Raw genomic sequence first — 25295 nt, forward strand, 5'->3', positions numbered from 1 at the left:
CTCCCGTGGGAATTTCTCGCGAATTCCGGCAAGAGGTGCCAACTCGGCGTGAGGGGGACGAATATCCCTCCCCGTTCAGTTGGCACCTCCTGCGGGAATTCCTCGCGAATTCCGGCAAGAGGTGCCAACTCGCGTGAGGGGGACGCGGGGCTCGGGCGGGAGCGGGCCGGGTGCGCGACTCAGCGGCGCGGCGCGGCGGACGACGCCCCGACCACCAGCTCGACCGGCAGCACGACCTTCTCGATCTCGCTCGGCGCGGCGATCTGGCGCCGCACGGAGTCGACGCCCTTCTCCCCCAGCTCGCGCTGCTGCTGCCGGATGTGCGTGAACCGGAACAGCCGGGTGTCGAAGAACGCGTCGGGGTGGTCGAAGCAGACGATCGAGATGTCACGCGGCACCTCGAGCCCGAGGCGGTCACAGGCCTCGCGCAGCATGAGGGCGATGTTGTACTCTCCCACCACGTATCCCGTGATGTCGGGATGCTGCTCGACGAACTCCATGAGACGGGCGATGTCGTGCTCGGTGGTCTCGGAGCTGCCCGGCACCGTCGAGCCGATCGTGCGCAGCTCGGCCTGGTTCTCGAGTGGCAGGTGGTTCATCGCGTGCGCGTGGATGTACCCGTTGCGGCGGTCGTCGCTCGACGACACGTGGCTCGCCGAGCTGACGAACCCGATCGTCTGGTGCCCGAGCTCGAGCAGGTGCTCGGTGGCCGCGCGTCCGCCCGCGAGGTTGTCGGAGCACACGGCCGACACCGGGATGCCGTCGAACAGCCGGTCGAGGATGACGACGGGGAACTTCCTGGCGACGAGTTCGAGCGCAGCGGGCGGGATGTACTCCGACGAGCTCGGCAGCAGGAGCAGTCCCTCGACTCCCGCGTCGACGAGGGCACGGATGCAGGCGTCCTCTTCGGCGAGGTCCCCACTCGAGCGCTTGATGACGACGTGCGTGTCGGCACCGGCAGCGGCGAGGATGCCCTCGATCACCTTGTTGCCGAAGGTGTCGTCGAAGCTGGTGATGACGCAGCCGATGAGCGAGGGCCCGCGGTCGGGCTCGCCCGCCATGCGGGCGGTGGATGCCGTGGGCGTGGCGCTCGTGACGACCGTGCCGATGCGCGGACGACGCATGATCATGCCGTCGGTGCGCAGCAGGTCGAGCGCCCGCTTGACCGTGATGGGGCTGACCTCGAACTGCTTCGACAGCTCCGCCTCGGTGGGGAGCTTGTCGCCGACGGCGTAGGTGCCCTGCGCGATGGACTCGCGCAGGGCTTCGTAGACCCGTTTGTAGAGCACGGCGCCCCCTCACCCGATTAGTTATATTTAATCTACAGGGTGGGACCTCCCGGCGGGGAACCCGGCCCGCCGACGTCGCTCACCGAGCGGAGGAAGTCCGCACCTCGACCGCCGCCGTCTCGAACGGCGCGAGCTCGAGCACGACGCCGCCGTCGTCGACCGGGAGGTCGCCGACCGGGTCGCCGAGGAGAGTCGTGCGGCGCGCGGCATCCGTCCCGGCGAGGGCGATCCGCACCCGCGCCGGCTCGTCGGCGAACGACTGCAGCCGCACTCGTGACCACCCCGGTTCGTCGGCCGCCCCGACGCCGATGACGGCGATGCGATCGTCGTCGACGTGCAGGATCGAGGCGGTGGGCTCCGCCGCCCCTCGACCAGCGGCAGGGATGGCCAGCAGGGGTCGCGCGACCGCGGATGTGGTCGACACGGCCAGCGCCTCGACGCTCTGCGACTCGACCGCCCGCACGCCGATGGCGTACGAGAACGTCGCGGTGAACCCCTGCTCGATCGGGAAGTTCGTGTCCCACACGTTGTTGTGGAACCACGAGATCACCGTCGACGGTTCGTCCGGCGACGTGCTGGCGGGGAACGGCGAGTACGGCAACGCGATCGCCCCGGTCTGCACGAGCGGAGCATCCTTCGTCGCCCAGGCGACCGCGTCGGCGCCGTCGGCGACCGTGACCCAGTTGCGGATGGCCCGCATGTGCTGAGGCGCACCGGGGATATGGGCGATGCCGTCGCCGGTCACCCCTCCGGAGACCTCGAGTCGCACGACGGGGTCGGCCGCGGCGAACGGGAAGACGAAGTACCCGCTCTCCTTGACCCGTGTGACGGGCTTGCTGACGCGGTTCTCGATCAGCAGCGTCGGATCGCCGTGCCGCAGACGCAGCGTGACCCGCACCGCGTCCACGCCGTCGGCGGGGAACTCGTACACGAGCCGCTGCTCGATCACGTCGTCCACGCGCTCCACGACGACGGCCGGCCGACCGACGGTGCGCGAGGCCAGCAGTTCGAGCCGCGGCGAGACCGAGAGCTTGTTCGCGAGGTGGTTCACTCCGGCCCCCGAGCTGCCGTAGGTGTCGTAGACGTAGCCGTTGAATCCGGCGAACGAGTCGCCGTTCACCCAGTCACGGCCGGTCGACTTCTCGACCAGCGAGCGGATGACCGACCGGCGGTCGTCGACCTCGACCCGCAGATGCTCGTTCTCGAGGACCAGGATGTCTTCCCGGCGTCCGGTCTGCAGCGGATGCTCGGTGGGTGCCGCGGCCGGCTCGTCCGCGGCCACGAGGTCGAACCGCACCCACCCGACCTCGGGTGCGTCGGCGACCGGGAAGGTGATCCAGCGCCCCGACTCGCGGTGCAGCGAGTTGCCCTGGTCTTCGACGGTGTGGGGCACGACGTCTCCCGATCGTGCATCCACGACCGAGAAGTGCGCGTCGAGCGCGACCTGCGACTCCTTCACGAGCACCCGCGCGGTGGTCGACCGGACATGACCGGCGACGTTGACGACGACGTAGCTCGCGAGCGCATCCTCCGCCGGCGCGACAGCCTGACCGAGATGGTGCAGCGCCAGCTCGGTCGCGTCCACCGTGCGCTGGTGCGCGGCGATCGCGTGCCCGACCTTCCACTGCCACTGCCGCTCGCCCGAGTCGTAGCCCTCGTCACCGTGGGTCCAGGAGTTGCTGGCTCCCCAGGTGTGCTCGTTGAACATCGAGATCGCCTCGTACGCCGCGCGGGCGTCGGCTCCCTCCGAGGCGACCGGGTCGCCACCGCTCCACCGCGACAGCTGCGAGATGGAGCGCGCGACGGGGGCGGCGGCCTGGGCCTCGCGGGCGAGCGCGAGCGGCACGGCCCCCGAGCCGACGCCCTCGACCCACCAGTCGCCCCAGTCGCCCTCGAAGGTCACGAGCTCATCGCCGTAGCGCGCCTCGGCCTCCTCGAAGAAGTCCTCGTTGCGCGAGACGCGCAGTCGCGGGTACTCCCAGGTCTCGTTCCACTGGCGCACCTGCTCGGAGAGGTGGAGTCGAGCCGGGCCGTTGTCGCCCATGAAACCCTGCGTGCGCACGTGCAGCACGTCCCACGGGTACGGCTGACGGCCGGGGTCGTCCTCGCCGTGCGCGCCGAACACACCCGGAGGGAACGGATAGCCCTTCGTCGACAGCGACGTGAGGTAGGCAGAGAACACGGTCTCCAGCGTCTCGAACGACTCGGTGAACCCGACCATCGGTCCCTCGATGTAGGCGAGTCCGTGCGGGCTGTCGGTCATCCACACGAGCACCGACTTGCCCGCCGGCGACTGCCAGCGGAACATCCGGGGATTGTCGAGGCCACCGTTGCGGTGGGGTTCCGAACGGCCGGCCCAGTTGTGCGCGACCGCGAGATACCGCACCCCGAGGTCCGAGAGCGCGTCGGGGAGACCCGCCACCTGTCCTGGCACGTCGGTCTGCATCGCGCTGCGGAACGAGATGCCGTACTGGTCGCGGATCCGACGCGCCGAGGCGAGCAGTTCGTGCAGCTCGTCGGTGGAGCACGTGTCGGTGTGCAGGTTGTACGGCATCGCGCTCAGCCCGATCGACCCGTCCTTCACCAGGCGCACGAGCTCCTCGATCTCGGCCGGAGTGCGGTGGCGCTCCCAGTCGTCGAACGACCACAGCGCCTCCGCGTTCCAGCGGAAGCGCGACTCCTCGGGCCAGTCGGCGGTGCGGTGGATCAGCTCCACCGCCGAGTCGAGGTACGACCGCTGATTGGCGATCACCGCGGCCTGCGGATCGGTGTAGCCGAAGTCGAAGTGGGAGTGATGCACCACGTGCACGCTCCACGGGCGGACGCCGTCGAGCCGCACGGAGATCGTCTCGTGCCCGAGGTCGGGCACGCGCACGACGACATCGATGGGGTCGGCGGATGCCGGTACGAGCACGCGCACGGATCCTGCCGGAGCCGTCGCCCGATCGAGGCCGAGAGAACGGCCCTCCGCGTCGACGATCTGCACGTCGAGCGCGTCGGCGTCGGGCGCGCGATCGCCTTCGATCGCCACGCGGACGCTGCGAGCGCTCTGCCCGCGCGCCTGCCGCTGCAACGGCTCGGGGATGACGCGGACGGTGTGCGAGCCGACAGTGGCCACCGCGGCGGTCGCCCGTTCGAGCAGGCCTTCGCGGGCCTCCTCTCCGGTCCACGGGCTGGCGGAGATCAGGGACGGTTTCATGATCGGATGCTCCAGGGGTCGAGGTGCGGGGGATCAGTCGGAAGGGGGGTCGGTCGATGGGGGATCGGTGGGGCGCTGCCGCGGTCATGCGGAGGCGGGAAGGTCGTGGGCACGGAGCCAGTGCGCGGCACCGAGGAGCGGGGCGGCGTCGAGGAGCCGCGACGGGGTCACGTCGAGCCGGCCCGGGGCGCCACCCTGCGCGAGCCCGTCGCGGAGGGCGCCGACCAGCACCGGCCAGGAGCGCACCATCGAGCCGCCGACGGTGAGACGGTCGGCGCCGAACGACGCGAGCCACGGCGCGAGAGCCCGTCCGAGGGCGCCCATCGCGCGGTCGAGCACAGCCGCCGCATCCGCCTGCCCATCCGCCGCCTCGCCCGCGATCTCCTTCACGGTGCAGGATCGGCCCGTGCGGCGCTCGTAGTCGGCGACGATGGCCCTCGTCGAGATCGTGTCCTCGAGGGGTCGCCCCTCGAACTCCAGCGGGTACACCCAGCCGTCGGGCGGGACGCCGTCACCGCCGGTCACGATCCGGCCCTGATCGAGGAAGGCCGAGCCGACTCCGGTGCCGAGCGTGACGCACACCTGACGGGAAGCCCGGGTGTCGGCGCCGAACGCCCACTCCCCGAGGGCGTAGGCGGCGGCGTCGTTCACGAAGGAGACACGATCGGGCGCGAGGCCGAGACGTGAAGCCATGCCCTCGCGCACGTCGATGCCCCGGAGCGCGTCGAACTTGGCGACGTCGCCGAAGATTCCGATGCCTCGCTCGTAGTCGAACGGGCCGGGCATCGCGACGACCCACCGAGTCACGAGCGACTCCGTGAGTCGCCGCGCCGGTGCGACGAACCCGTCGAGGAGCTCGTCCGCCGACAGAGCGGGGTCGAGAGCTCGGGTAGCCGAGTCCACGATCCGTGCCGCCGACCCGAGCAGTTCGACGGTCGCCGCCGTCGCGTGGCTCCCGCCGACCTCGATCACGCCGCACAGCGTCGCCTCCGGCATCCCCGTCGTCTCCCGCGCGTCGTCGCTCATCGCTCGTACTCTCGCATCCTGCGTCGGGACGGGCATCGGTCAGTACTGCCCCAGAGCGAGACCGCGCTGGAACGTGCGCTGCGTGAACATGAACAGCAGAGCGGTCGGGATGGAGACGAGCAGCGCCGCCGTCAGCAGCACCGTGAACGCCGAGCCTCCGCCCTGCACCGACTGCAGCGCCTGCAGCAGGGGCATGACCGGACGGGTCTCGGAACTCTGCGTGAGGATGAGCGCGAGGAGGAAGTCGTTCCACACCCAGGTCGCCTGCAGGATGAAGACGACGACGAGGGCGCTGCGCGACATCGGCAGATAGATCTGCGTGAAGATGCGCCACGGCTTCGCGCCGTCGACGACGGCCGCCTCGAACACCGACTCGGCGATGCCCGCGAAGAAGTTGCGCATCACGAACGCGGAGAACGGCAGGCACACGACCGAGTAGATGAGGATCATGCCCACCGCGGTGTCGAAGAGCCCGACCTGCGAGTAGGCGGCGAACAGCGGGATCACCATGAGCTGCAGCGGGAACACCGTGCCGCAGAAGATGACGAAGAACCAGAAGAACCCGTGCTTGAGCTTCAGCGCGATCACGGCGTAGCCGACGGCCGCGCCGAGCACGACCGCGATGAACGGCGCGATGATGGCGTAGACGAGGGTGACGAACAGGCCCGACGGCACGTCGGTCGTCGTGAAGACATCGACGATGTTGGTCCACAGACTCCCGAGGTTGCCCGGTTCCCACAGTCGCGATCCGGAGTACTCCGAGGTCACCTTGCCCGCATTCGCGAGGAGCAGGTAGATCGGAAGGAGCCACACGATGCCCATGGCGATGAGGATGCCGTAGCGGAGGATCTTCGAGATCATGCGCGGCGCGCTCCCTTCGGTGCGCTGTCGCCGAGCGACAGCTGACGGCGCAGGTAGATGACGGATGCCGCGACGGTGACGACCGTGAGGAAGATGGCCACGGCCGAGCCCATGCCGTACTCGTTGTTGAGGAACGTCTCGCGGTACATCGTGACACCGAGCGTCTCGGACACCCGGTTGGGGCCGCCCTGGGTCATCGACTGCACGATGTCGAAGGTCTTGAGGCTGTTCACGATCGAGAGCCCGACGACGATCGTCGTGGTCGGTCGCAGCAGGGGCCAGACCATCGAGCCGAAGAGCCGGAACCCTCCCGCGCCGTCGAGCTTCGCCGCCTCCAGCGGCTCCTTGGGGATCGACTGCAGTCCGACAGTGAAAAGAAGCGCGTTCACCCCCACGCCCTGCCACGACGCCGCGAGGATCATGACGACGGTGTTCAGCGGCGCATCCTGCAGCCACCGCAGTTCGGATCCGGGCAGCCCGAGGAACGCGAGCGCCTGCGACAGCGCTCCCCCGTTCTGCAGGACGAAGGAGAAGATGACGCCGACGGCCACGCCGGAGAGTGCGTAGGGGATGAGGAACGGCACGCGCAGCCACGCGGCGCCGGGCAGCCCGTACGCGAGATACGCCACGAGGAGGCCGAGTCCCACGGGCACGAGCAGGGTGCCGCCGACCCAGGCCAGGGTGTTGAGGATGGAGGTGAGCATCGCCGGGTCGCGGAACATCTCCACGTAGTTCTCGACGCCGATCCACTCGGGGTCGCCGAGACCGTCGTACTCGGTGAAGCTCAGGTAGACGGTGTACAGCACCGGGACGTACAGCGCGAGGATGACCACCGCGACGCCCGGGCCCATGAAGGCCCAGGCGTCGCGCTGCCGCGCGGTATGAGCCGGCATCCGACTCAATGCTCGCTCCAGTACTCGTCCGCCGTGGCCTGGATCCCCTCCAAGAAGGGCATCGGGTCACCGGGGTTCGTCATGAATCCCGTGAACTGGTCGAGCGACGAGGTGAGGATCGGCGCAGGGGCCGCCTCGTAATAGCGCAGGTAGAACGTGTACTTCGGGTCGGTGTACTCCTCGCCGATCTTCTGGAACTCCTCAGTCGCGGCCGTGGCGTTCGGATTGAACGGCAGGTTGCCCTGCTGCTCCGACCACGCGGTCTGCGCGTCGGTGCCCATCCACCACTCCGAGTACTCGAGCCCGAGCTCGCGCTGCGCCGACTTCTCGGGCACGCAGGCGGGGGCGGTCTCGATGGCCACCGGAATGACCTCCTGCTCGGGGTTCACGTTCGGGATGGGGAACACGCCCCAGTCGGTGCCGCTCTCCAGCCCGACGGTGTCGAGCGTGCTCGCGTACCAGGTGCCGAAGGGGATCATCGCGACCTCCTGGTCCTTGATCTGCGTCTCGCCCGGAGTCTTCGAACCCGGGTCGGAGAAGTAGCCCTTCTCCTTCATGTCGAGCCAGACGTTCATGATGTCGACGACCTCGGGGTCGGTGAACTTCGCCTCACCCGAGACGAGGTCGTTGTAGAGCTCGACGTCGGTGCCCGCCGTGAGGATCTGGAACCACACGAACGCCCAGGGATTGCCGCCCGAGTTCAGAACGGTGCGATGCCGGCGTCTACGAGCGTGTCGGCGACCGTCATCATCTCGTCCCACGTCGTGGGCACCTCGAGGCCGAGCTCGGAGAACGTGCGCTTGTCGTAGTACATGACCCAGTCGTCGACGCTGATCGGGGTGCAGTACTGCTTGCCGTCGATCGTGTAGAGGTCCTTCACCGACTCGCTGATGTCGCCGTCGGCGACGGCCTTCTCCCAGATGTCGGTGGTCTCGGCGACGAGTCCCTCCGAGACGAGGTCCTCAAGCGACGAACCGGTGTGCCAGGTGAAGAGTCCCGGCGCCTTGTTCGATCGGAAGGACTGCTTGATGAACGCCTGGAACGCGTTCTGGTCGGCGTAGTACGCCGGGTCGAGCGACACGTCGATGTCGTCCTTCGACACGGCGGAGAACTTCTCGAAGTCCCAGCTCTTGTCGGTGACGAACTGCAGATCGGTCGATGATCCGGCAGTCGAGCCGGCGCACCCGGCGACCGATGCCACGGTCACGAGCGCCGCCGTGGCGACGATCATTCTTCGCGGGAACTTCACACGGAACTCCTTCGTTCGGGTCGAGGATCGGTATCGCGATCATCGGGTTGATATCGTTATCAGAATCGGACTGTAACACGGTCGAGAAGACGAGGGCAAGCGATCCAGCGCAAGTCGTCGGGCGCATCTCGCGGCAGGATGCCGGTCGCTCGGCGTTACCCGAACCGACGCGAATGTATCGATACCATGACGGCATGACCGGTCGTCCTGCGAAGAATCGCGGCTCCGCCGCTCCCACCGTCCAGGACGTCGCCGCAGCGGCCGGGGTCTCGCCGATGACGGTGTCGCGAGTGCTCAGCGGCGGGCCGAATGTGCGGCCCGAGAAGGTGCAGGCGGTGCTGGATGCGGCCGCCGCCCTCGGGTACCGCCGCAACGAGAACGCCCGCAGCCTCCGACCCGGTCAGCGCACCGGCCTGATCGGCGTGATCATCACCAACGTCGCGAACCCGTACTACGCGCAGGTGCAGCTCGGCGTCGAGGAGATCGTGACCGCCGACGGCATGCTCCTGCTCGTCGGCAACAGCGGCGAGGACATCGAGCGCGAGCGCGCACTGGTGAACGACTTCATCGGCCGGAAGGTCGACGGACTCATCGTCGTCCCGGCCGGCGGCGACGTCACGCACCTGCGCACGGCGGTGGCTGCCGGCATGCCGCTCGCCCTGGCCTCCCGCCAGGTCGACGGCGTGACCGCCGATGTGGTGCTCGTCGACGACGAGAACGGAGCGCGAGACGGCACGGCGTCACTGCTCGCCCGGGGGCACCGTCGGATCGCCTTCCTCGGGAACCGGGCCTCGGTCTTCACCAGTCGGCGGCGGCGCCTCGGTTTCGAGCGGGCGCACCGCGAGGCCGACGTCGCCATCGACCCCGCTCTGATGCGGGCCGGCCAGAACGACGATGCGGCCGCGCACGACGTCATGGTCGAGCTGTTGACGAGCGACGATCCGCCGACGGCGGTCTTCAGCGCCAACAACCGCAACACCATCGGCGCTCTCCGCGCTCTTGCCGAGCACCCCGAGCTCGCCGCGGGCATGCGCATCGTGGCTTTCGATGACTTCGAGCTGTCGGGCCTCGTGCCCTTCGACCTCTCGGTCATCGAGCACGATCCGCGCGAGCTCGGGCGCACGGCCGCCCGCATGATGATGCAGCGTCTCACCGCACCCGACAGCGAGCCGCAGCTGGTCGAGCTGCCCACGCGATTCCGGGCGTGAGGTCCGCGTGATGCGCTTCCGCTGGACGTAATGTACGTTGATAACGATATCAGCGCGGGGCCTCCTCGGCATCCGCGTCGGCATCCGGAACGAAAGGCTGCAGCGATGCCCCACACCCCCGCGCGCGCCGGTGAGCGTACGTCCTCCTACGACCGCCATCCCGTGATCGGACTTCCGCCGGGCGAGGCGATCCGTCACGGTGCCGACGTCTGGCGCGCGATCCGCGACGCCGCGGAGCCTGCGGGCGATCGAGCCCTCATCGCGATCGACGCCTATCCCGGTACCGACCTCACCGCGCTCGCCGACGAGATCCGCACCGGCCTCCCCGGGTTCGAGGTCGTCGACGTGGAGTCGGCGGCGCTGCCGGCATCCGAGCTGGCTGCGCGATTCGCGCACACCCTCACCGACGATCGAGTGTTCGGGATCATGTCGCACGCGACCATCGACGCCTTCTACGACGCGGCGAAGCGTGACGAGCTGCGCGACCGGGTCGAGCACCGCGCGGCTCCGACCGTGGTGCTCGGCTGGGGCGCGGCCGCCCTCACGCGCCCCGACGTGACGGTGCTCGTCGAGATGGCGCGGTGGGAGATCCAGTTGCGCTACCGCCGCGGCATGCCGAACTGGCACGCCGAGAACGCCGACGAGGATCCGCTGCGCAAGATCAAGCGCGGCTTCTTCCTCGAGTGGCGCGCCGCCGACCGGCACAAGCGACCCCTGTTCGACACCGCGGACTTCATCATCGACGCGAACCGGGTCGGAGACGCGACCCTCATCACCGGCGACGCCTTCCGCGGTGCGCTGGCCGCGGCATCCCACCGGCCGTTCCGCGTCGTGCCGTACTTCGATCCCGGCGTCTGGGGCGGGCAGTGGATGAAGCAGGTCTGCGGCCTCGACGCGTCGGAGGCCAACTACGCCTGGTCGTTCGACGGCGTGCCCGAGGAGAACAGCCTGTTGCTGAGCGACGGCGACGGCGTCTTCCAGATCCCGTCGATCGACCTGGTGTTCTCGCACCCGAGGGAACTCCTCGGTGAGCGCACGTTCGCGCGTTTCGGGGCCGAGTTCCCCATCCGCTTCGACCTGCTCGACACGATGGGCGGCGGCAACCTTTCGCTGCAGGTGCATCCGCTCACCGAGTACATCCGCGACCGCTTCGGCATGGCGTACACGCAGGACGAGAGCTACTACCTGCTGGATGCCGATGACGATGCCGTCGTGTACCTCGGACTCAAGACCGGGGTGGACCGGGAACGGCTCGCCGCCGACCTGGCCCGCGCGCAGGGCGGTGAGATCTCGTTCCCCGCCGGGGACTACGTCAACACCTACCCGGCGAAGAAGCACGACCACTTCTCGATCCCCGCCGGCACCGTGCACTGCTCCGGAGCGAACTCCATGGTGCTCGAGATCTCGGCGACGCCGTACATCTTCACCTTCAAGATGTGGGACTGGGACCGCGTGGGCCTCGACGGCGTGCCCCGACCGATCCACCTCGATCACGCGCTCGCGAACATCCAGTGGGAGCGCGACACCGCGTGGACAGACGAGAATCTCATCGATCAGGTCGAGCCGATCACCGAGGGCGACGGCTGGCGGGAAGAGCGCACCGGTCTGCACGGACTCGAGTTCATCGAGGTGCGCCGCCACTGGTTCACGGACCCAGTGCCCCATCACACGGCCGGGACGGTGAACGTGCTGAACCTCGTCGAGGGAGCCGAGGCGATCGTCGAATCGCCCACCGATGCGTTCGAACCGTTCGTCGTGCACTACGCCGAGACCTTCATCGTTCCGGCGGCCGTCGGCGCGTACACGATCCGTCCGCACGGCGCGGGTGTCGGTGCCGAGTGCGCGACCGTGAAAGCCTCCGTGCGGGGCACCGCCGTGTGATCGGATCTCGGCGGAGGGGTCGGGGTGAGACTTTCCGCGGAGGGCACCGCGTTTCGTCTCGCTCGGCTCCGCCGTGCTCGCTCAACGGCCGGAGGGGATGGGCCCGCGAGGCCGGCTCACCGGGCGGTCGGAGGCACCGCCGAGATGAGGCCGAGGGCGACGCTGATGCGGTCGGCGGATTCGACGACGTCCTCCTGCAGCCGGTCGAGTCCGTGGTCGCGCATCATCGTGAGGCGGCCGGACAGCGAGATGGCGCCGACCGCCCGTCCGGTCGCGTCGCGGATGGGCGCGGCGACGCACAGCCGCCCCAGGGCCAACTCCTGATCCTCGGTCGCGTACCCGTCGCGGGCGACGCGGTCGAGCTCGGCGTCGAGCGCGTCGTGGTCGCCGATCGTGTTGACGGTGAACTTCGGCAGCTCGTCGCCGAGCAGCTCGCGTCGCTCCTGCGCGGAAAGTCCCAGCAGCAGACACTTACCCAGCGCGGAGGCGTGCAGAGGCTGCCCGAGTCCGACCATCGTGTGCGACTTGCGCGCGAGCTCGCCCTCGGCGTGCGAGAGGTACACGGCTTTGTCGCCGACGCGCACGGCCACATTCGCGCTGAAGCCGGTGCGCTGCGCGAGCTCCTGCACCGGCGTGCGGCTCTCGCGATGGATCGGGTACTGGTTGAGACCGCGGCTCGCGAGCGACATGACCTCCGCTCCGATCGCGTAGCCGTTGTCGACCTTCGAGACGTAGCCGAGCTCCTCGAGAGTGGTCAGCATGCGGGCGATCGTCGACGCGCCGAGACCGGTCGCGCGCGAGATGTCGGAGGCACGGGGCGGCCCGCCCGTCGCACTCGCGATCGCCTCGAGCACCGCCGCCGCCCGGCCGACTCCCTGCTGAACTTCCGCCGCCATGCCCCCAGTCTCCCCTACGACCGCGCCTCACCAGGGAAGTGCGACATCGCGCCCGCTCTGCTCGGCGTACACGCGCACGCTGCTCAGCGTCACGTACGCGTAGCCGTTCGTACGGCTCACGCGCACCCGCACCGCCTCGATCTCGTGCCGCGCGAAGTCGTGGATGCGGTGCCGGTGCCTGTTGTCGGTCACCGCGGCGACCGTCAGCCACGCGCCGTCGACCTGCACCTGCACCTCGTAGTCGGCGACGAGCTCGGGAATCACGGTGAACTCGGTGCGGTGGTGGTGGAGGTTGATGAGATCCTCGTCGACGTCGTCGTTCCACACGAGACGGACGGATGCCGCGGCGACCGGCTCCGACCAGCGCAGCTCGATCCACTCCGGCGAGACGGCGAGCGCCTCGGCATCCACCCGCTCCGACGACCACATACGAGGGCCGCCGTAGGGCCGGTTGCTGCCGTCGACGATCTTGTCTGCTGACCACGCGCGAGTCTCGCCGAGCGCGCGGAGCGAGACGCTGCGGCGACGCAGCATCCGGGCGTTCCAGTCGGTGACGAGCTGGTGATCGGCGTCGGGGATGTGGTCATCGAACGCGGCGTCGTCGGCGCGCTTCGCGCCCATCGCGAGCACGCCATAGGGTCGCTCGTCCGTGAGCACGAGGGAGACGTGCGGGTCGGCGCGCACGATGACGACGGCGTTCGCGGGGCTCTCCGGATGCCAGGCGAGCGGGGCGAGGACGGAGTCCGCGCCCGCGGTGACGGGCACCTCGACCTGGGCGATCCGCTCGACGGGCACGGCGTTCTGCGGCTTGCCGGTGTTCCACAGCTCCACGCGGAGGGTGGTGTCTGCGTCAGCCACGACGTCGAGCTCGACCCCCTCGATCCGCGGATCGACCGGCACCATCACGGCGATGTCGCGATCGAGCGGCAGCGTGTCGGCCGTGCGGTGCGCTCGGGTCGACACCTCGGCGAGCGCGCTCGACGCCGTGACCGTCGCCGTCTGCGCGAGGTCGTCGGCGTCGGTCGCGGAGACGCCGAACACCGGGGCGTCCTCGCGCAGCAGCGCCGCCTGCAGGTCGCCCCGGTGCGACCCGGCGAGGTCGCGGGGCGTGAGTCCATCGCGGGCGAGCAGTGCGGCGGCCGTGCCGACGGCCTGCCCCTGCGTGGCGCAGGTGGCCATCACGCGGGTGGAGCCGAATGCGATGTGCGACGCCGAGATGTTGCGGCCGGCGAAGAGCAGGTTGGAGACGTCGCGGGAGTAGAGGCTCCGGAACGGGATCTGGTAGATGCCGTCGCTGTAGCGCTGCAGCGCCCCCGCCTTCTCGGCGTAGACGCCCTCGACGGGATGGAGGTCGATGGACCAGCCGCCGAAGGCCACGGCGTCATCGAACGACCTCTGCTCCAGCACGTCGTGCTGCGTCATCGTGTAGTCGCCGATGAACCGCCGGTACTCGCGCTTGCCGGGGATCGCGCCGACCCACTCCAGCGTCAGCCGATCGGCGTCGAACTCGCCGGAGTTCTTGATGTAGTCCCAGATGCCGTAGACGATCGACCACAGCTCGTCGCGGATCTGCTCATTCGATGAGACGGTGTCGAGGTGTCCGCCCCACTCGATCCACCAGTAGTCGCAGCCGTTGTCGCCGGTGCGGATGATGCGGTTGCGCACGATCGGCGTCTCGCGGATGTCCTTCGCGATCAGCGGGGGCACGAAGCGCTCCGGCCGCCCGGCATCCTTCGTGTAGAAGAAGAGGGAGCTGCCGAGCAGCTCGTCGTCGGCGACCTCGGGCGCCCAGGGCTCGTCGAACTCCGCACGAGACTCGCGGCCGACGCGGTAGCCGGCGCCGGCGAGGTGGCCGATGAGGCCGTCACCCGAGCAGTCGAGGAAGACCGGAGCCTCGAACACCGTCTCGATCTCGCTGCCCATGGTCCAGCCGACCACGGCGGCGATGCGCGGCGCCTCGCCTGGTCGGGTGTCGTGCATGCGCACCTCGCGGACGTCGGTGTTGAGGTGCAGCGAGATGTTCGGCTCAGACCGCACGCCGTCGAGCAGCACCTGGTCCCAGTAGTAGGGGTTCCCCTCGGGGTTGCGGTACTGGTTCTCGAGCACGAGCTCGCCGACGATCCCCGTCTCGCGGGCGAACCGCTGCGTGCCGTGCGCCGTGGCGCCGACGACCCACACCCGCACCTCGCTCGAGGAGTTGCCCCCGAGTACCGGCCGGTTCTGGATGAGCGCGACGCGCGAACCCATCCGCGCTGCGGCGATGGCCGCGCACGTCCCGGCGAGCCCCCCGCCGACGACCACCACGTCCACCCGGCTCTCCGCCTTGATCATCGGACCTCCTCGTCGCTTCGACTCATCAGACTTTACCGTTCAGAGGTTGCAGATTACCACTCAGCGGTAGTAGCTTCTCATCAGACGCTACGATCGTGGTGTCCCCACCACCTCTACTCAAGGACGCGTAATGGGTATCACTGACACCGCCGACGGCGTCGGCACCGCGGTTCTCACCGACGACGAGCGCCGCCGGCGCATGCGCAAGGTCATCACGGCAGCCGGCGTCGGCCACTTCGTCGAATGGTTCGACTTCGGCCTCTACGGCACCCTTGCCACCGTCATCGCGCTGCACTTCTTCCAGACCGGCGACCCGCAGGCAGCGCTTCTGTCGTCGTTCGGCGTCTTCGCGGCCGGGTTCATCATGCGCCCGATCGGCGGACTCTTCTTCGGCTCCATGGGCGACCGCATCGGTCGCCGCACCACGCTCGGCCTGGTGATCATGGTCACCTCGGGCGCGACGTTCATCATGGGCATCCTGCCGACGTACGACGCGATCGGTCTCGTCGCGCCGATCCTGCTCGTGATCGTCCGGCTGGTGCAGGGCTTCGCGGCCGGAGGCGAGAGCAGCGGAGCGACCACCCTGCTCGCCGAGTACGCGCCGAGCAACCGCCGCGGATTCGTGTCGAGCTTCGTCGACGTGTTCGGCTTCGCGGCGTTCGTCGCCGGTTCCGGTCTCGTGCTGCTCTTCACCGCGACCCTGGGCTCCGACGCCCTGAACGACTGGGGCTGGCGGGCGATGTTCGCCCTCGCGCTGCCCCTGGGCGCGGCGGGTCTCTACCTGCGACTCAAGCTCGAGGACACCCCGGAGTTCCAGAAGATCAAGGAGAAGGGCGAGGTCACCGCGAAGCCGCTGCGCACCTCGATCTCGCGCTGGTGGAAGGCGCTGCTCTTCTGCGTCGGCTTCGTCGTGCTCAAGGCCGTCGGACACTGGATCCTGCAGACCTTCATGCCCTCGTACCTGCAGACCGACCTGAAGTTCGACCAGCAGACGGCCTACGCCGTGACGACCATCGGGCTCGCGGCCATCATGATCCTCGTGCCGCTGTTCGGCCTGCTCAGCGACCGCATCGGCCGCAAGCCCGTCATGATCATCGGCGCCGCCGGCTTCATCGTGCTCACCTACCCCACGCTGATGCTCATGGGCTCGGGAGCGTTCCTCGCGGCCGTGGTCGCCATGATCATCCTCGGCGTCTTCATGGCCGCCTACGACGGGGCGATGAGCGCCGCGATGGCCGAGCTCTTCCCCACGAACATCCGTTACGGCTCGATGGCGATCGCGTACAACATCTCGGTCGCCGCGTTCGGGGGCATCACGCCCTGGTTCTCGCAGAGCCTCATCTCGTGGACCGGTAACACCTACGCTCCCGCGTTCTACGTGATGGGCGCCGCCGTCATCACGCTCGTCGTGGTGATCGGTGCTCGTGAGACCGCGAAGAGCCCGCTGATCGAGAAGGGCTGACCATGCGCATCGTCGTCACCGGAGCCTCCGGACGCGTCGGATCGACCGTCGCCGCACAGCTCGTCGAACGCGGCCACGCCGTGATCGGTCTCGACCGGGTCGCACCAACCGAGCCCATCCCCGGCGTCGAACACATCGTGACCGACCTCACGGAGCTCGCGCCTCGCGATCCACGACTGGCCGATGCCGAGGCCGTGGCGCACCTCGGAGCCTTCATGTCGTGGAACGACGCCGATGCCGAGGCGGTCTACGAGGCCAACGTCACCGGGACGTTCGCGCTCGTCCGCGCGCTGACCGGGTCGGCGGTGCGGCGGTTCGTGCTCGCGAGCACCGGCGAGGTCTATCCCGAGAACGCACCGCAGTACCAGCCGCTCGACGAGCAGCATCCGCGCCTTCCGCGCACCTGGTACGGACTCAGCAAGGTGCTCGCGGAAGAGACTGTCGCGTTCGCCGGCCGCACCCTGGACTGGAGCACGGTGGTGCTGCGGTTCTCGCACACACAGCATCCGGCCGAGCTGCTCGATCCGACGTCGTTCTTCTCCGGCCCCCGCTTCTTCGCGAAGGCACGGTTCGCGAAGGAGGATGCCGCAGGCAACGCGTTCGTCGCCGATCAGCTCCGCGGCTTCGCCGACGATGAGGCCGACACCGTGATCGTCGCCACGCGCGCCGACGGCACCCCGACGACCATGGGGATCATGGCCGCGCCCGATCTCGCGCGGGGTGTCGTGCTGGCCCTCGAAGGCGACACGTCCGGCCATGAGGTCGTCGGGCTCGGGCCCGACTCCTCGACCGACCTCGGCTCGTTCGCCGCGCGTCTGGCGGATGCCGCAGGGCTGCCCACGACGACGCTGATCCTGCCCGACACCGCACCGTCGTACACGACCAGCAACGCACAGGCCAGGGAGCTGCTGGGCTTCCGGCCCGAGTACGACGAGGCGCACATGATCGAGGCCGCCGTCGCGGCTCGACGGGAGCGCGCGGAGGCGGCGCGGGCGTAGGCGGTCTGCGGAGGGAACCGCGTTTCGTCTCGCTCCGCTCGCTCAACGACCCGGCGGGGCTCCGCTCGCTCGACGACCGGGCGGCGGCTCGTCAGCGCGATGCGCGGACGGCATCCCCCATCGCGGCGAGCGCCTCGGCCAGAATCGGCCGCGGCGTCGCGAACACCACGCGCACGAAGCCCTCGTACCCGTGGCCGAGCAGCGCGCCGTCGGTGAGCACGACGCCCGCCTGCTCACGGAAGAACCCGGCGGGCGAGCCCTGGATGCCGAGCGCGCGCGTGTCGATCCAGCCGATGTAGGTGGCCTCGGGTTCGCGGTAGACCGCACCGGGCAGGTGCTCGGCGATGAGCTCGCCGAGCGTGCGCCGCGAGTCGGAGAGGTAGGCGAGCACATCGTCGAGCCAGGGTCGCCCCGAGCGGTACGCCGCGGTCGACGCCACGACTCCGAGCGTCGAGGCTCCGTGCTGCACCGAGAATCCGAAGCGCCGGTACTGCTCTTGGTCGATGTCGTTCGACAGCACGAGCTGGGCCGCCTTGAGTCCGGGGATGTTCCACGCCTTCGACGCGCTCGTGCCGGTGACGGTGTGCGCGGCCGTCGCCTCCGACAGCGAGGCGTAGGGAGTGAACGGGCGTGCGTCGAAGCGCAGCGGCGCGTGGATCTCATCGGCGAACACCCGCCCGCCGTGCCGCTCGACGATCTCGGCGATCGCCTCGAGCTCGGCGCGGTCGACGACGGTGCCGGTCGGGTTGTGCGGGTTGCACAGCACGAGAGTGCGCGCACCGGCGGCGAAGGCCTCGTCGATGCGGTCGAGGTCGTGGTGCCAGCGTCCGTCGACTTCGACGCCCGGCACCTCGATCACGGAGTGCCCGATCGACGGCAGGTAGGTGAGGAACGGCATGTACGCGGGGGTCGGCACGATCACCGGCGATCCGGCCGGCGCGTACTCCTCTACGGCGACGCGGAGGGCGGCCATCACGTCCGAGACCGGATGCACGCGCTCTGGGTCGACCGTCCAGCCGTACTCGTCGCGCATCCACTCGGCGGTGGCCGCTCCGAGGTCGGCCGCGAGCGGCGGCGACAGATATCCGAGCGTCTCCTCGTCGATCGCGCGGTGGAGTGCTGCGGCGATCTCGGGCGCGATGCCGAAGTCCATCTCGGCCACCCACGCGCCGATGCTGCCCGGGTGCAGGCTCCACTTGCGGCTCTCGGGACGATCGAGATCGAATCGGGTCCGAGAGTCGAAGGGATGCGGGGTCTGGCGCGCGGGGTGGTTCACGTCGCTCGACTCTAGGCCACGGGCCGATCTCCCGCACCGTACGTGCTCATGCCGGGGCGACGAGCGCCATCGCCGCACGCACGAGCGCGGCGTTGTCGAAAGCGGTGCGGTCGTCGGGGAGCACGAGCGTGTCCTCCAGCCCGATGCGAGTGTCGAGTCCGAGTTCGGCCGCAAGGACGAGCGCCGGCCAGGCCGACCGCTCCTCGCCGTGCAGCAGGATCGGCACCTCGGCATCCTCCGCCCGCACATGCGCGATCAGGCCCTCGGCATGGGTGCGCACGACATCGGCGGCCTCGTCGGGCAGCTCGATCAGCACACGGAGGCATTCCGCGCGGACAGCGGAGTCCCGCCAGACCTCGAAGCCGGTGCCGTCCCAGATGCCCGCCTCGACACCCACGCCCCGGCGCCGCAGCGCCACCGCGACCTCATCGGCACCCGCCTCGTGCCAGTTCACCGAGGCGTAGTCGGGCAGCTCTGTCCAGGCCTCGATCGCCGCGATACGGCGCTCGACGTCGGGTTCCGTCCAGGCGCCGGTCGTCACGCCGATCGGGATGCCGGGGCACGCCGCGCGCAGCGCGCTCACCCACTCCGCGACATGGTCGGGTGCCACCGAGTCGCGCCCCGCGGCGTCTTTCGGGTGCACGTGGATCTCCCGCGCGCCGGCCGCGACCGCCCGCGCCGCATCCGCGGCGGCCAGCGTCGCATCGGCTGTCAGCCGCGGATGCTGGGTGAGCTCGCGCGCGCCGTTGATGCACGCCTGCACCAGCATCCGTCCTGAATCGACAGACCCCGCGTCACCAGGCGCGGACATCAGTTCATGAGCTCCCGCGGGTGGAACTGATGCAGCCCTCCGGTGTCGGACGGGCCCTCCTCGGTGCGGATGTTGTGCGCGACCTGGCGTGCGGTCGCCGCGCCGCGCCCGACCCGCACCGCTTCCTCCTGCGTCTCGAAGCTGTTCCCCAGAGTGCGTGACTCCCCCTCGATCCGGTTGAACCAGATGCCGTCGCGCTGGAACGTCTCGATGTCTCCTGCAGCCATGGGGATGTCCTCTCCGTCCCCTCTTTTCTACGCGAGGGCTGGGACACGGCAGGAGGGGCTTGACAGAATCCGCGGTTCTCGACGATGGGGACGGCCTCGCGATGCAGACATCCCGCGTCACGTCAAGGGCGATGACGGGGCGATTCCACGACCGTACGGTCATGTCATGCCCGACCCGAAGACCGCTGCGTGGAGCGCCCGATGAGCCTCGAGGTGATGTCGCCCACTGAGGCGCTGCTCGACGGCCGCTACGTGCTCAAGGAGCGGGTCGGTCGGGGCGGCATGGCGACCGTGTACCGGGCGGAGGACACCCACCTCGAGCGCGTCGTCGCGATCAAGATGATCCACGAGGATGAGGACGCCTCCTCTGCCGAGCGGGCTCACAACGAGAAGGCACTGCTCGCGGCCGTCGATCACCGTGCACTGGTCACGCTCTACGACGCGCAGCTGATCCCCGGTCGCCCGCGGTATCTCGTCATGGAGTTCGTCGAGGGCCCTACCCTCGCCCGCCGCATGAGCACAGGGCCGATGCGTGCGCGCCAGGTCGCCCGCGTCGCCCGGGACGTCGCCGAGGCACTGTCGATCGTCCACGGAGCGGGCATCGTGCACCGCGACGTCAAACCGTCGAACGTGCTGCTGGCCCGCGATCCGGGCGGCGGACCGTGGACCGCCAAGCTCGCCGACTTCGGCATCGCCTGCACGGTCGGCAGCCCCCGCCTGACCTCGCCCGGGATCGTGCTCGGCACCCTCACCTACATGGCACCCGAGCAGCTGCGCGACGCCGAGCCCGGCACAGCTGTCGACGTCTTCTCGCTGGGCCTCATGCTGATCGAAGCCCTCACCGGCGAGCCCGCCTACCCGGCGATGAGCACCGGGCGCGGAGCAGCCGTCGCCCGGCTCATGAACCCGCCCACGATCCCGGCGAGCGTGCCCGAGGAATGGCGCGAACTGCTCGAGCGGATGACACGCCTCGAGCCCTCCGAACGCCCCACCGCGCGCGAGGTCGCCCGCGCCGCCCGAGCGCTCATGCGCGGCGAGGCTCCGACCGCTGTCGTGCCCGCTGCTGGTGCCGGGATCGCCGCGGGGGCGGATGCCGCGGGGGCGGATGCCGCCGCCTCTCCTGACGCCAGCGCAGGCGCCGCAGGCGCCGCTGCCGCCGCCGCTCCTGCGGAACGGCCGACCGACCGCACCGCCGTCCTCGACTCCGCAGCCTCTGCACGCCGCCGTCGCAACCCGCGCGCCGTCGCCGGCATCGCCGCAGCCGCCGCGGTCGTCGTCGCCGGAGGACTCGTCACCGGCTTCGTGGCCGGGAACCCGCCCGTCGCCGAGGGCGGCCGCCTCGCGGCATCCTTCGCCGAGCGCACCGTCATCGCGCCCGACGACTCCGGCGAGGCTCCCGTCGAGGTGGTCGTGAGCGAGCCGACCGATCAGGAACCGATCGTGAACCAGCCGGCGGTCGACCAGCCGGCGAAGAACGAGAACAAGGGCCCGGGCAACAACAACGGCGCCGACAAGCCCGGCGACGGGAACAAGGGTCCAGGCCACAAGGGCGACGACGACTGACCCCCGGCCCCCCGCCCCGGCCCCCCGTCCCCCGTTCAGTTGGCACCTCCTGCGGGAATCCACGCGGAATTCCCGCAGGAGGTGCCAACCGAAGGCGTGAGGCTCACGCCCCGCGCACGTCGAGCACCCAGGTCACGCCGAACCGGTCGGTCAGCATTCCGAATCCGGCCGACCACGCCGACGCGGCGAGGGGCTCGATGACCTGCGCGCCGTCGGCCAGGGCAACCCAGCAGCCCTGCAGTTCGACCAGCGACTCCGGCCTGCAGCGACTGGAAGAACGTCCGATCCGTGAGCGTGACGCCGTTCTCACGGCGGGTGGTCCCGGCGACGGACTCGGCCTCGTCGGCGCCCGGCACGTCGTAGGCCATGAGGCGGAACCCGGAGGCGTTCGCGACCTGCCCGAATACGACGCGGTCGGAGCCGGGCGCGTCGGCCGGCATCCCGAAGTCGGCGTAAGTCGCGATCGTGACGTCGGCGGCGAAGACCGCGCCGTAGAACTCGAGCGCCTGACGAGCCGTGCCGCGGAAGTTCAGGTGGGTGGTGGTGGTGACGGTCATGACGTTCTCCTGTCGATGAGTGCGGCGGATGCCGATGAGAACCACGATCACAGCAGTAGAGGTCAATTTCGGTCCGCTTCTCGCAGCAGAATGGAGGCATGTCGGGCTCCTCATCGCGGATGCTGTCGCTGCTGTCCCTCCTGCAGGCAAGGCGCGACTGGCCGGGCGCAGTGTTGGCCGATCGCCTCGAGGTCACCCCGCGCACGATCCGCCGCGACATCGACCGTCTGCGCGAGCTCGGCTACCGCATCACGGCGATCAAGGGCCCCGACGGCGGGTATCGACTGGATGCCGGATCCGAGCTGCCCCCGCTCCTCTTCGACGACGCGCAGGCCGTCGCGATCGCCGTCGCCCTGCAGAGCATCCCCGCGAGCGGCGTCGATGTCGACGAAGCGGCGGTGCGGGCCCTCGCGACGGTGCGCCAGGTGATGCCCTCACGGCTGCGGCACCGCATCGACGGCATCCGCTTCTCCGGATCCGCGAACGACGTGCGCGTCGACCCCGCTGTGCTCGAAGCGACGAGCGCCGCGGCGCGCGACCACCTCGTGCTGCGCTTCGATTACGGACGGGCCGACCGACCGCCCCGGCGCACCGAGCCGCACGCCGTCGTCGCCCGCGAGGGCCGGTGGTATCTGCTCGCCTGGGACCTCGACGCCGACGACTGGCGCACCTTCCGCCTCGATCGGATGACCGCGCGCATCCCCACCGGCCCGTCGTTCACTCCGCGTCCGCTCCCCGCGCAGGACGCGCAGACCTACCTCGCCGCGCGAGCCAAGGGGTCGGATGCCGACGACCGCTGGCCCTGCATCGGCGAGGTCGTGATCGAGCTCCCGGCACGCGAAGTGGCACCCTGGATCGGCGCCGACGGCTCGGTCGATCCCGTCGACGACGGATCGTGCCGGGTCACGGTCGGGTCGTGGTCGTGGGTGGGCGTGCTCGCCGCCGTGACCCGCTTCGACGCCCCGTTCACGGTCGCGGGTCCGGCTGCCTTGGCGGAGGCCGCCCGCACACTCGCGGCGCGCTTCGCCGCGGCATCCCCCCGGTAGACTGGGGTCGCCCCGCCGGCCCCTTCCCTAGGAGTGCGCGTGACCACCGCCCCTGCACCTGCCCACAAGCACGTCCCCGACTCCGTCGAGAACGCGATCGCGACTCCCGAGAAGGAGCAGCCCTACGCGGCGCTGGGCCTCAAGGACGACGAGTACGCCCGCATCAAGGAGATCCTCGGTCGCCGCCCCACCTCCGGCGAGCTGGCGATGTACTCGGTCATGTGGTCGGAGCACTGCTCCTACAAGTCCTCCAAGAACTACCTGCGCCGCTTCGGCCAGAAGGTCTCGGACGAGATGAAGGAACGCCTCATGGTCGGCATGGGCCAGAACGCGGGCGTCATCGACGTGGGCGAGGGCTGGGCCGTCACGTTCAAGGCGGAGAGCCACAACCACCCGAGCTTCATCGAGCCCTTCCAGGGAGCGGCGACCGGCGTCGGGGGCATCGTCCGCGACATCATCTCGATGGGCGCCCGCCCGGTCGCGGTCATGGACGCCCTGCGCTTCGGTGCGATCGACCACCCCGACACCGCCCGCGTCGTGCACGGCGTGACGAGCGGCATCAGCTTCTACGGCAACTGCCTCGGCCTGCCGAACATCGGCGGCGAGACGGTCTTCGACTCCGTCTACCAGGCCAACCCCCTCGTGAACGCCCTCGCCGTCGGCGTGCTCCGCCACGAAGACCTCAAGCTCGCGAACGCCACCGGCGTGGGCAACAAGGTCGTGCTCTTCGGCGCCCGCACGGGCGGCGACGGCATCGGCGGCGCCAGCATCCTCGCCTCCGACACCTTCGCCGACGGCGGACCCACCAAGCGCCCCGCGGTGCAGGTCGGCGACCCCTTCGCCGAGAAGGTGCTCATCGAGTGCTGCCTCGAGCTGTACCGCGGCGAGCTCGTCGAGGCCATTCAGGATCTCGGCGCGGCCGGCATCTCGTGCGCGACCTCCGAGCTCGCGGCCAACGGCAACAGCGGCATGAAGGTCTCGCTCGACAACGTGCTGCTTCGCGATCCGTCGCTCACGGCCGAGGAGATCCTCATGTCGGAGTCGCAGGAGCGCATGATGGCGATCGTCGCTCCCGAGAAGCTCGACGCGTTCATGGCCGTCGTGAACAAGTGGGAGGTCGAGACCTCGGTGCTCGGCGAGGTCACCGGCGACGGACGCCTCATCATCGACTGGCAGGGCGAGCGCATCGTCGACGTCGACCCCTCGACCGTCGCGGTCGACGGCCCGGTCTACGACCGCCCGGTCGCCTACCCGACGTGGATCGACGCACTCCAGGCGGATGCCGCTGAGAACCTGCCGCGCTCGAACGACCCCGACGTGCTGCGCGAGCAGTTCCTCGCGCTCGTGGCCTCGCCGAACCTGGCGGACACCCGCTGGATCACCAACCAGTACGACTACTACGTGCTCGGCAACACGGCCCTCGCGTTCCCCGACGACGCCGGCATGATCCGCGTCGACGAGGAGTCGGGCCTGGGCTTCGCGATCTCGACCGACGCCAACGGCCGCTACTGCCAGCTCGACCCGTACGCGGGTGCGCAGCTCGCCTTGGCCGAGGCCTACCGCAACGTCGCCGTCACGGGCGCCGTCCCCACCGCGATCACCGACTGCCTGAATTTCGGCTCCCCCGAGAACCCCGAGGTCATGTGGCAGTTCGGCCAGACCGTCGACGGTCTCGCGGACGGATGCTACGAGCTCGGGACCCCGGTGACCGGCGGCAACGTCTCGTTCTACAACCAGACCGGAGACGTGCCGATCCACCCGACCCCGCTCGTGGGCGTGCTCGGCATCATCGACGACGTCTCGCGCCGCATCCCGTCGGGATGGCAGGACGAGGGCCAGAACATCTACCTGCTCGGCACGACGTCGACGGAGCTCTCGGGTTCGGCGTGGGCCGAGACCGTGCACCAGCACCTCGGCGGGCTGCCCCCGAAGGTCGACCTCGCGGGCGAGAAGCGCCTCGCCGGTCTGCTCGCGGCGGCGCGCGACGAGTGGCTGATCTCGTCGGCGCACGACGTGTCAGAGGGCGGTCTCGCGCAGGCGCTCGCCGAGGGCGTCTCGCGCTTCGGCGTCGGCGCGCGCGTCTGGCTGAACGAGATCATCGAGCGGGACGGAGTGGATGCCGCATCCGCGCTGTTCTCAGAGTCGACCGGTCGCGTGATCGTGACCGTGCCACGCGAGGACGACGTGAAGTTCCGCGGTCTCTGCGAGGGCCGGAACTACCCGGTCGCCCGCATCGGCGTCACAGACGGCCAGGATGCGAAGCTCGAGGTGCAGGACGTGTTCACGATCCCTGTCGCCGAGATCCGTGAGCGCTCGCAGGCCACGCTGCCCGCGGCCTTCGGCCCGACCGTCGCGGAGCCGGTCGGCGCATGAGCGAGCTGAGCCGCCCCGACGACGACTACGGCGACCTGGGCGAGCGCCGCAATCGCCGCATCCGCGTGGTCGCGTGGGTCGTGATCGTGGCTCTGCTGCTCGGCGGTGGCGGCGCGACCGTGATCACGCTGCTCCTCGGCTGATCCCCG

General features: G+C 69.8%; 20 protein-coding genes and 1 pseudogene. 8 read left to right on the forward strand and 13 right to left on the reverse strand.

Annotated features, from left to right (window positions below):
* Nucleotides 1-179 precede the first annotated feature (179 nt).
* The 7 genes from AUC47_RS04300 to AUC47_RS04330 all read right to left on the reverse strand — a co-directional run bounded on the left by AUC47_RS04300 (nucleotide 180) and on the right by AUC47_RS04330 (nucleotide 8517).
* The gene (locus AUC47_RS04300; protein WP_096713972.1) at nucleotides 180-1289 is read right to left on the reverse strand and encodes a GntR family transcriptional regulator; all 1110 of its coding nucleotides are present in this window, start codon (nucleotides 1287-1289) and stop codon (nucleotides 180-182) included.
* Nucleotides 1290-1368: 79 nt separating this feature from the next.
* Nucleotides 1369-4488, reverse strand: coding sequence for a glycoside hydrolase family 38 C-terminal domain-containing protein (locus tag AUC47_RS04305; RefSeq protein WP_096713973.1), 3120 nt, complete (start codon nucleotides 4486-4488; stop codon nucleotides 1369-1371).
* Between the two features lie 84 nt (nucleotides 4489-4572).
* Nucleotides 4573-5514 (reverse strand): ROK family protein, encoded by a 942-nt coding sequence (locus AUC47_RS04310; protein WP_218838199.1) that lies wholly within the window; start codon nucleotides 5512-5514, stop codon nucleotides 4573-4575.
* A gap of 39 nt (nucleotides 5515-5553) precedes the next feature.
* A complete protein-coding gene (locus AUC47_RS04315) occupies nucleotides 5554-6375 on the reverse strand; it encodes a carbohydrate ABC transporter permease (RefSeq protein ID WP_218838200.1) in 822 nt (273 codons plus the stop codon).
* Entirely contained in the window at nucleotides 6372-7268 is an 897-nt protein-coding gene (locus AUC47_RS04320; RefSeq protein ID WP_096713974.1) for a carbohydrate ABC transporter permease, read from the reverse strand. Before AUC47_RS04320 ends, AUC47_RS04315 begins: the two co-directional genes overlap by 4 nt.
* Nucleotides 7269-7273: 5 nt before the next feature.
* Nucleotides 7274-8029, reverse strand: coding sequence for an extracellular solute-binding protein (locus tag AUC47_RS04325; RefSeq protein ID WP_096713975.1), 756 nt, complete (start codon nucleotides 8027-8029; stop codon nucleotides 7274-7276).
* Complete coding sequence (locus AUC47_RS04330) at nucleotides 7969-8517, reverse strand: ABC transporter substrate-binding protein (protein WP_143740702.1); 549 nt, start codon at nucleotides 8515-8517, stop codon at nucleotides 7969-7971. The genes AUC47_RS04325 and AUC47_RS04330 overlap by 61 nt, the downstream gene beginning before the upstream one ends.
* 194 nt (nucleotides 8518-8711) lie before the next feature.
* On the opposite strand from AUC47_RS04330, the gene AUC47_RS04335 reads away from it, so the two are divergent.
* A complete protein-coding gene (locus AUC47_RS04335) occupies nucleotides 8712-9725 on the forward strand; it encodes a LacI family DNA-binding transcriptional regulator (protein ID WP_096714196.1) in 1014 nt (337 codons plus the stop codon).
* A 105-nt stretch (nucleotides 9726-9830) separates the two neighbouring features.
* Nucleotides 9831-11606, forward strand: a complete 1776-nt coding sequence (locus AUC47_RS04340) for a class I mannose-6-phosphate isomerase (RefSeq protein WP_096713977.1) — start codon at nucleotides 9831-9833, stop codon at nucleotides 11604-11606.
* Nucleotides 11607-11722: 116 nt separating this feature from the next.
* Here the strand turns inward: AUC47_RS04340 and AUC47_RS04345 are convergent, their stop codons facing one another.
* The gene (locus AUC47_RS04345; RefSeq protein WP_096713978.1) at nucleotides 11723-12502 is read right to left on the reverse strand and encodes an IclR family transcriptional regulator; all 780 of its coding nucleotides are present in this window, start codon (nucleotides 12500-12502) and stop codon (nucleotides 11723-11725) included.
* 27 nt (nucleotides 12503-12529) lie between these two features.
* A complete protein-coding gene (locus AUC47_RS04350; protein ID WP_096713979.1) occupies nucleotides 12530-14833 on the reverse strand; it encodes an FAD-dependent oxidoreductase in 2304 nt (767 codons plus the stop codon).
* Between the two features lie 130 nt (nucleotides 14834-14963).
* Between AUC47_RS04350 and AUC47_RS04355 the strand changes: the two genes are divergently transcribed.
* Together AUC47_RS04355 and AUC47_RS04360 are read left to right on the forward strand one after the other, a co-directional pair.
* Nucleotides 14964-16295, forward strand: a complete 1332-nt coding sequence (locus tag AUC47_RS04355) for an MFS transporter (protein ID WP_096713980.1) — start codon at nucleotides 14964-14966, stop codon at nucleotides 16293-16295.
* Between the two features lie 2 nt (nucleotides 16296-16297).
* Nucleotides 16298-17293 (forward strand): NAD-dependent epimerase/dehydratase family protein, encoded by a 996-nt coding sequence (locus AUC47_RS04360; protein ID WP_096713981.1) that lies wholly within the window; start codon nucleotides 16298-16300, stop codon nucleotides 17291-17293.
* Between the two features lie 91 nt (nucleotides 17294-17384).
* On the opposite strand, the gene AUC47_RS04365 is transcribed toward AUC47_RS04360, so the two are convergent.
* The 3 genes from AUC47_RS04365 to AUC47_RS04375 are packed head-to-tail and all read right to left on the reverse strand — an operon-like array spanning nucleotide 17385 to nucleotide 19607.
* Nucleotides 17385-18569, reverse strand: coding sequence for a MalY/PatB family protein (locus AUC47_RS04365; protein WP_096713982.1), 1185 nt, complete (start codon nucleotides 18567-18569; stop codon nucleotides 17385-17387).
* Between the two features lie 46 nt (nucleotides 18570-18615).
* Nucleotides 18616-19380, reverse strand: a complete 765-nt coding sequence (locus AUC47_RS04370; protein ID WP_256999440.1) for a 3-keto-5-aminohexanoate cleavage protein — start codon at nucleotides 19378-19380, stop codon at nucleotides 18616-18618.
* On the reverse strand, nucleotides 19380-19607 hold the full coding sequence (locus tag AUC47_RS04375; RefSeq protein WP_096713984.1) for a DUF2188 domain-containing protein: 228 nt from the start codon (nucleotides 19605-19607) through the stop codon (nucleotides 19380-19382). The genes AUC47_RS04370 and AUC47_RS04375 overlap by 1 nt, the downstream gene beginning before the upstream one ends.
* Before the next feature lie 201 nt (nucleotides 19608-19808).
* On the opposite strand from AUC47_RS04375, the gene AUC47_RS04380 reads away from it, so the two are divergent.
* A complete protein-coding gene (locus AUC47_RS04380; RefSeq protein ID WP_096713985.1) occupies nucleotides 19809-21170 on the forward strand; it encodes a serine/threonine-protein kinase in 1362 nt (453 codons plus the stop codon).
* Between the two features lie 103 nt (nucleotides 21171-21273).
* Here the strand turns inward: AUC47_RS04380 and AUC47_RS04385 are convergent.
* Nucleotides 21274-21727, reverse strand: a pseudogene (locus AUC47_RS04385) (VOC family protein).
* A 98-nt stretch (nucleotides 21728-21825) separates the two neighbouring features.
* Between AUC47_RS04385 and AUC47_RS04390 the strand changes: the two are divergent.
* Genes AUC47_RS04390 through AUC47_RS16650 form a run of 3 tightly spaced genes read left to right on the forward strand, consistent with a single transcriptional unit; the run spans nucleotide 21826 to nucleotide 25289 of the window.
* Nucleotides 21826-22773: a helix-turn-helix transcriptional regulator gene (locus tag AUC47_RS04390; RefSeq protein ID WP_096713986.1), complete on the forward strand. Its 948-nt coding sequence runs from the start codon at nucleotides 21826-21828 to the stop codon at nucleotides 22771-22773.
* A 39-nt stretch (nucleotides 22774-22812) separates the two neighbouring features.
* Nucleotides 22813-25146 (forward strand): phosphoribosylformylglycinamidine synthase subunit PurL, encoded by a 2334-nt coding sequence (gene purL / locus AUC47_RS04395; RefSeq protein WP_096713987.1) that lies wholly within the window; start codon nucleotides 22813-22815, stop codon nucleotides 25144-25146.
* Nucleotides 25143-25289, forward strand: coding sequence for a hypothetical protein (locus AUC47_RS16650; protein ID WP_179297510.1), 147 nt, complete (start codon nucleotides 25143-25145; stop codon nucleotides 25287-25289). The genes purL and AUC47_RS16650 overlap by 4 nt, the downstream gene beginning before the upstream one ends.
* The last annotated feature ends 6 nt before the right edge of the window (nucleotides 25290-25295 follow it).

The sequence above is a fragment of the Microbacterium sp. SZ1 genome (assembly GCF_002362255.1).
In the GTDB taxonomy this organism is placed as follows: domain Bacteria; phylum Actinomycetota; class Actinomycetes; order Actinomycetales; family Microbacteriaceae; genus Microbacterium.

Coding starts and splice junctions, on each gene's coding strand:
- AUC47_RS04320 (WP_096713974.1), bottom strand. CDS start 7,268: ATGCCGGCTCATACCGCGCGGCAGCGCGACGCCTGGGCCTTCATGGGC.
- AUC47_RS04360 (WP_096713981.1), top strand. CDS start 16,298: ATGCGCATCGTCGTCACCGGAGCCTCCGGACGCGTCGGATCGACCGTC.
- AUC47_RS04345 (WP_096713978.1), bottom strand. CDS start 12,502: ATGGCGGCGGAAGTTCAGCAGGGAGTCGGCCGGGCGGCGGCGGTGCTC.
- AUC47_RS04370 (WP_256999440.1), bottom strand. CDS start 19,380: ATGTCCGCGCCTGGTGACGCGGGGTCTGTCGATTCAGGACGGATGCTG.
- AUC47_RS04355 (WP_096713980.1), top strand. CDS start 14,964: ATGGGTATCACTGACACCGCCGACGGCGTCGGCACCGCGGTTCTCACC.
- AUC47_RS04390 (WP_096713986.1), top strand. CDS start 21,826: ATGTCGGGCTCCTCATCGCGGATGCTGTCGCTGCTGTCCCTCCTGCAG.
- AUC47_RS04340 (WP_096713977.1), top strand. CDS start 9,831: ATGCCCCACACCCCCGCGCGCGCCGGTGAGCGTACGTCCTCCTACGAC.
- AUC47_RS16650 (WP_179297510.1), top strand. CDS start 25,143: ATGAGCGAGCTGAGCCGCCCCGACGACGACTACGGCGACCTGGGCGAG.
- AUC47_RS04315 (WP_218838200.1), bottom strand. CDS start 6,375: ATGATCTCGAAGATCCTCCGCTACGGCATCCTCATCGCCATGGGCATC.
- AUC47_RS04310 (WP_218838199.1), bottom strand. CDS start 5,514: ATGAGCGACGACGCGCGGGAGACGACGGGGATGCCGGAGGCGACGCTG.
- AUC47_RS04350 (WP_096713979.1), bottom strand. CDS start 14,833: ATGATCAAGGCGGAGAGCCGGGTGGACGTGGTGGTCGTCGGCGGGGGG.
- AUC47_RS04305 (WP_096713973.1), bottom strand. CDS start 4,488: ATGAAACCGTCCCTGATCTCCGCCAGCCCGTGGACCGGAGAGGAGGCC.
- AUC47_RS04375 (WP_096713984.1), bottom strand. CDS start 19,607: ATGGCTGCAGGAGACATCGAGACGTTCCAGCGCGACGGCATCTGGTTC.
- AUC47_RS04380 (WP_096713985.1), top strand. CDS start 19,809: ATGAGCCTCGAGGTGATGTCGCCCACTGAGGCGCTGCTCGACGGCCGC.
- AUC47_RS04335 (WP_096714196.1), top strand. CDS start 8,712: ATGACCGGTCGTCCTGCGAAGAATCGCGGCTCCGCCGCTCCCACCGTC.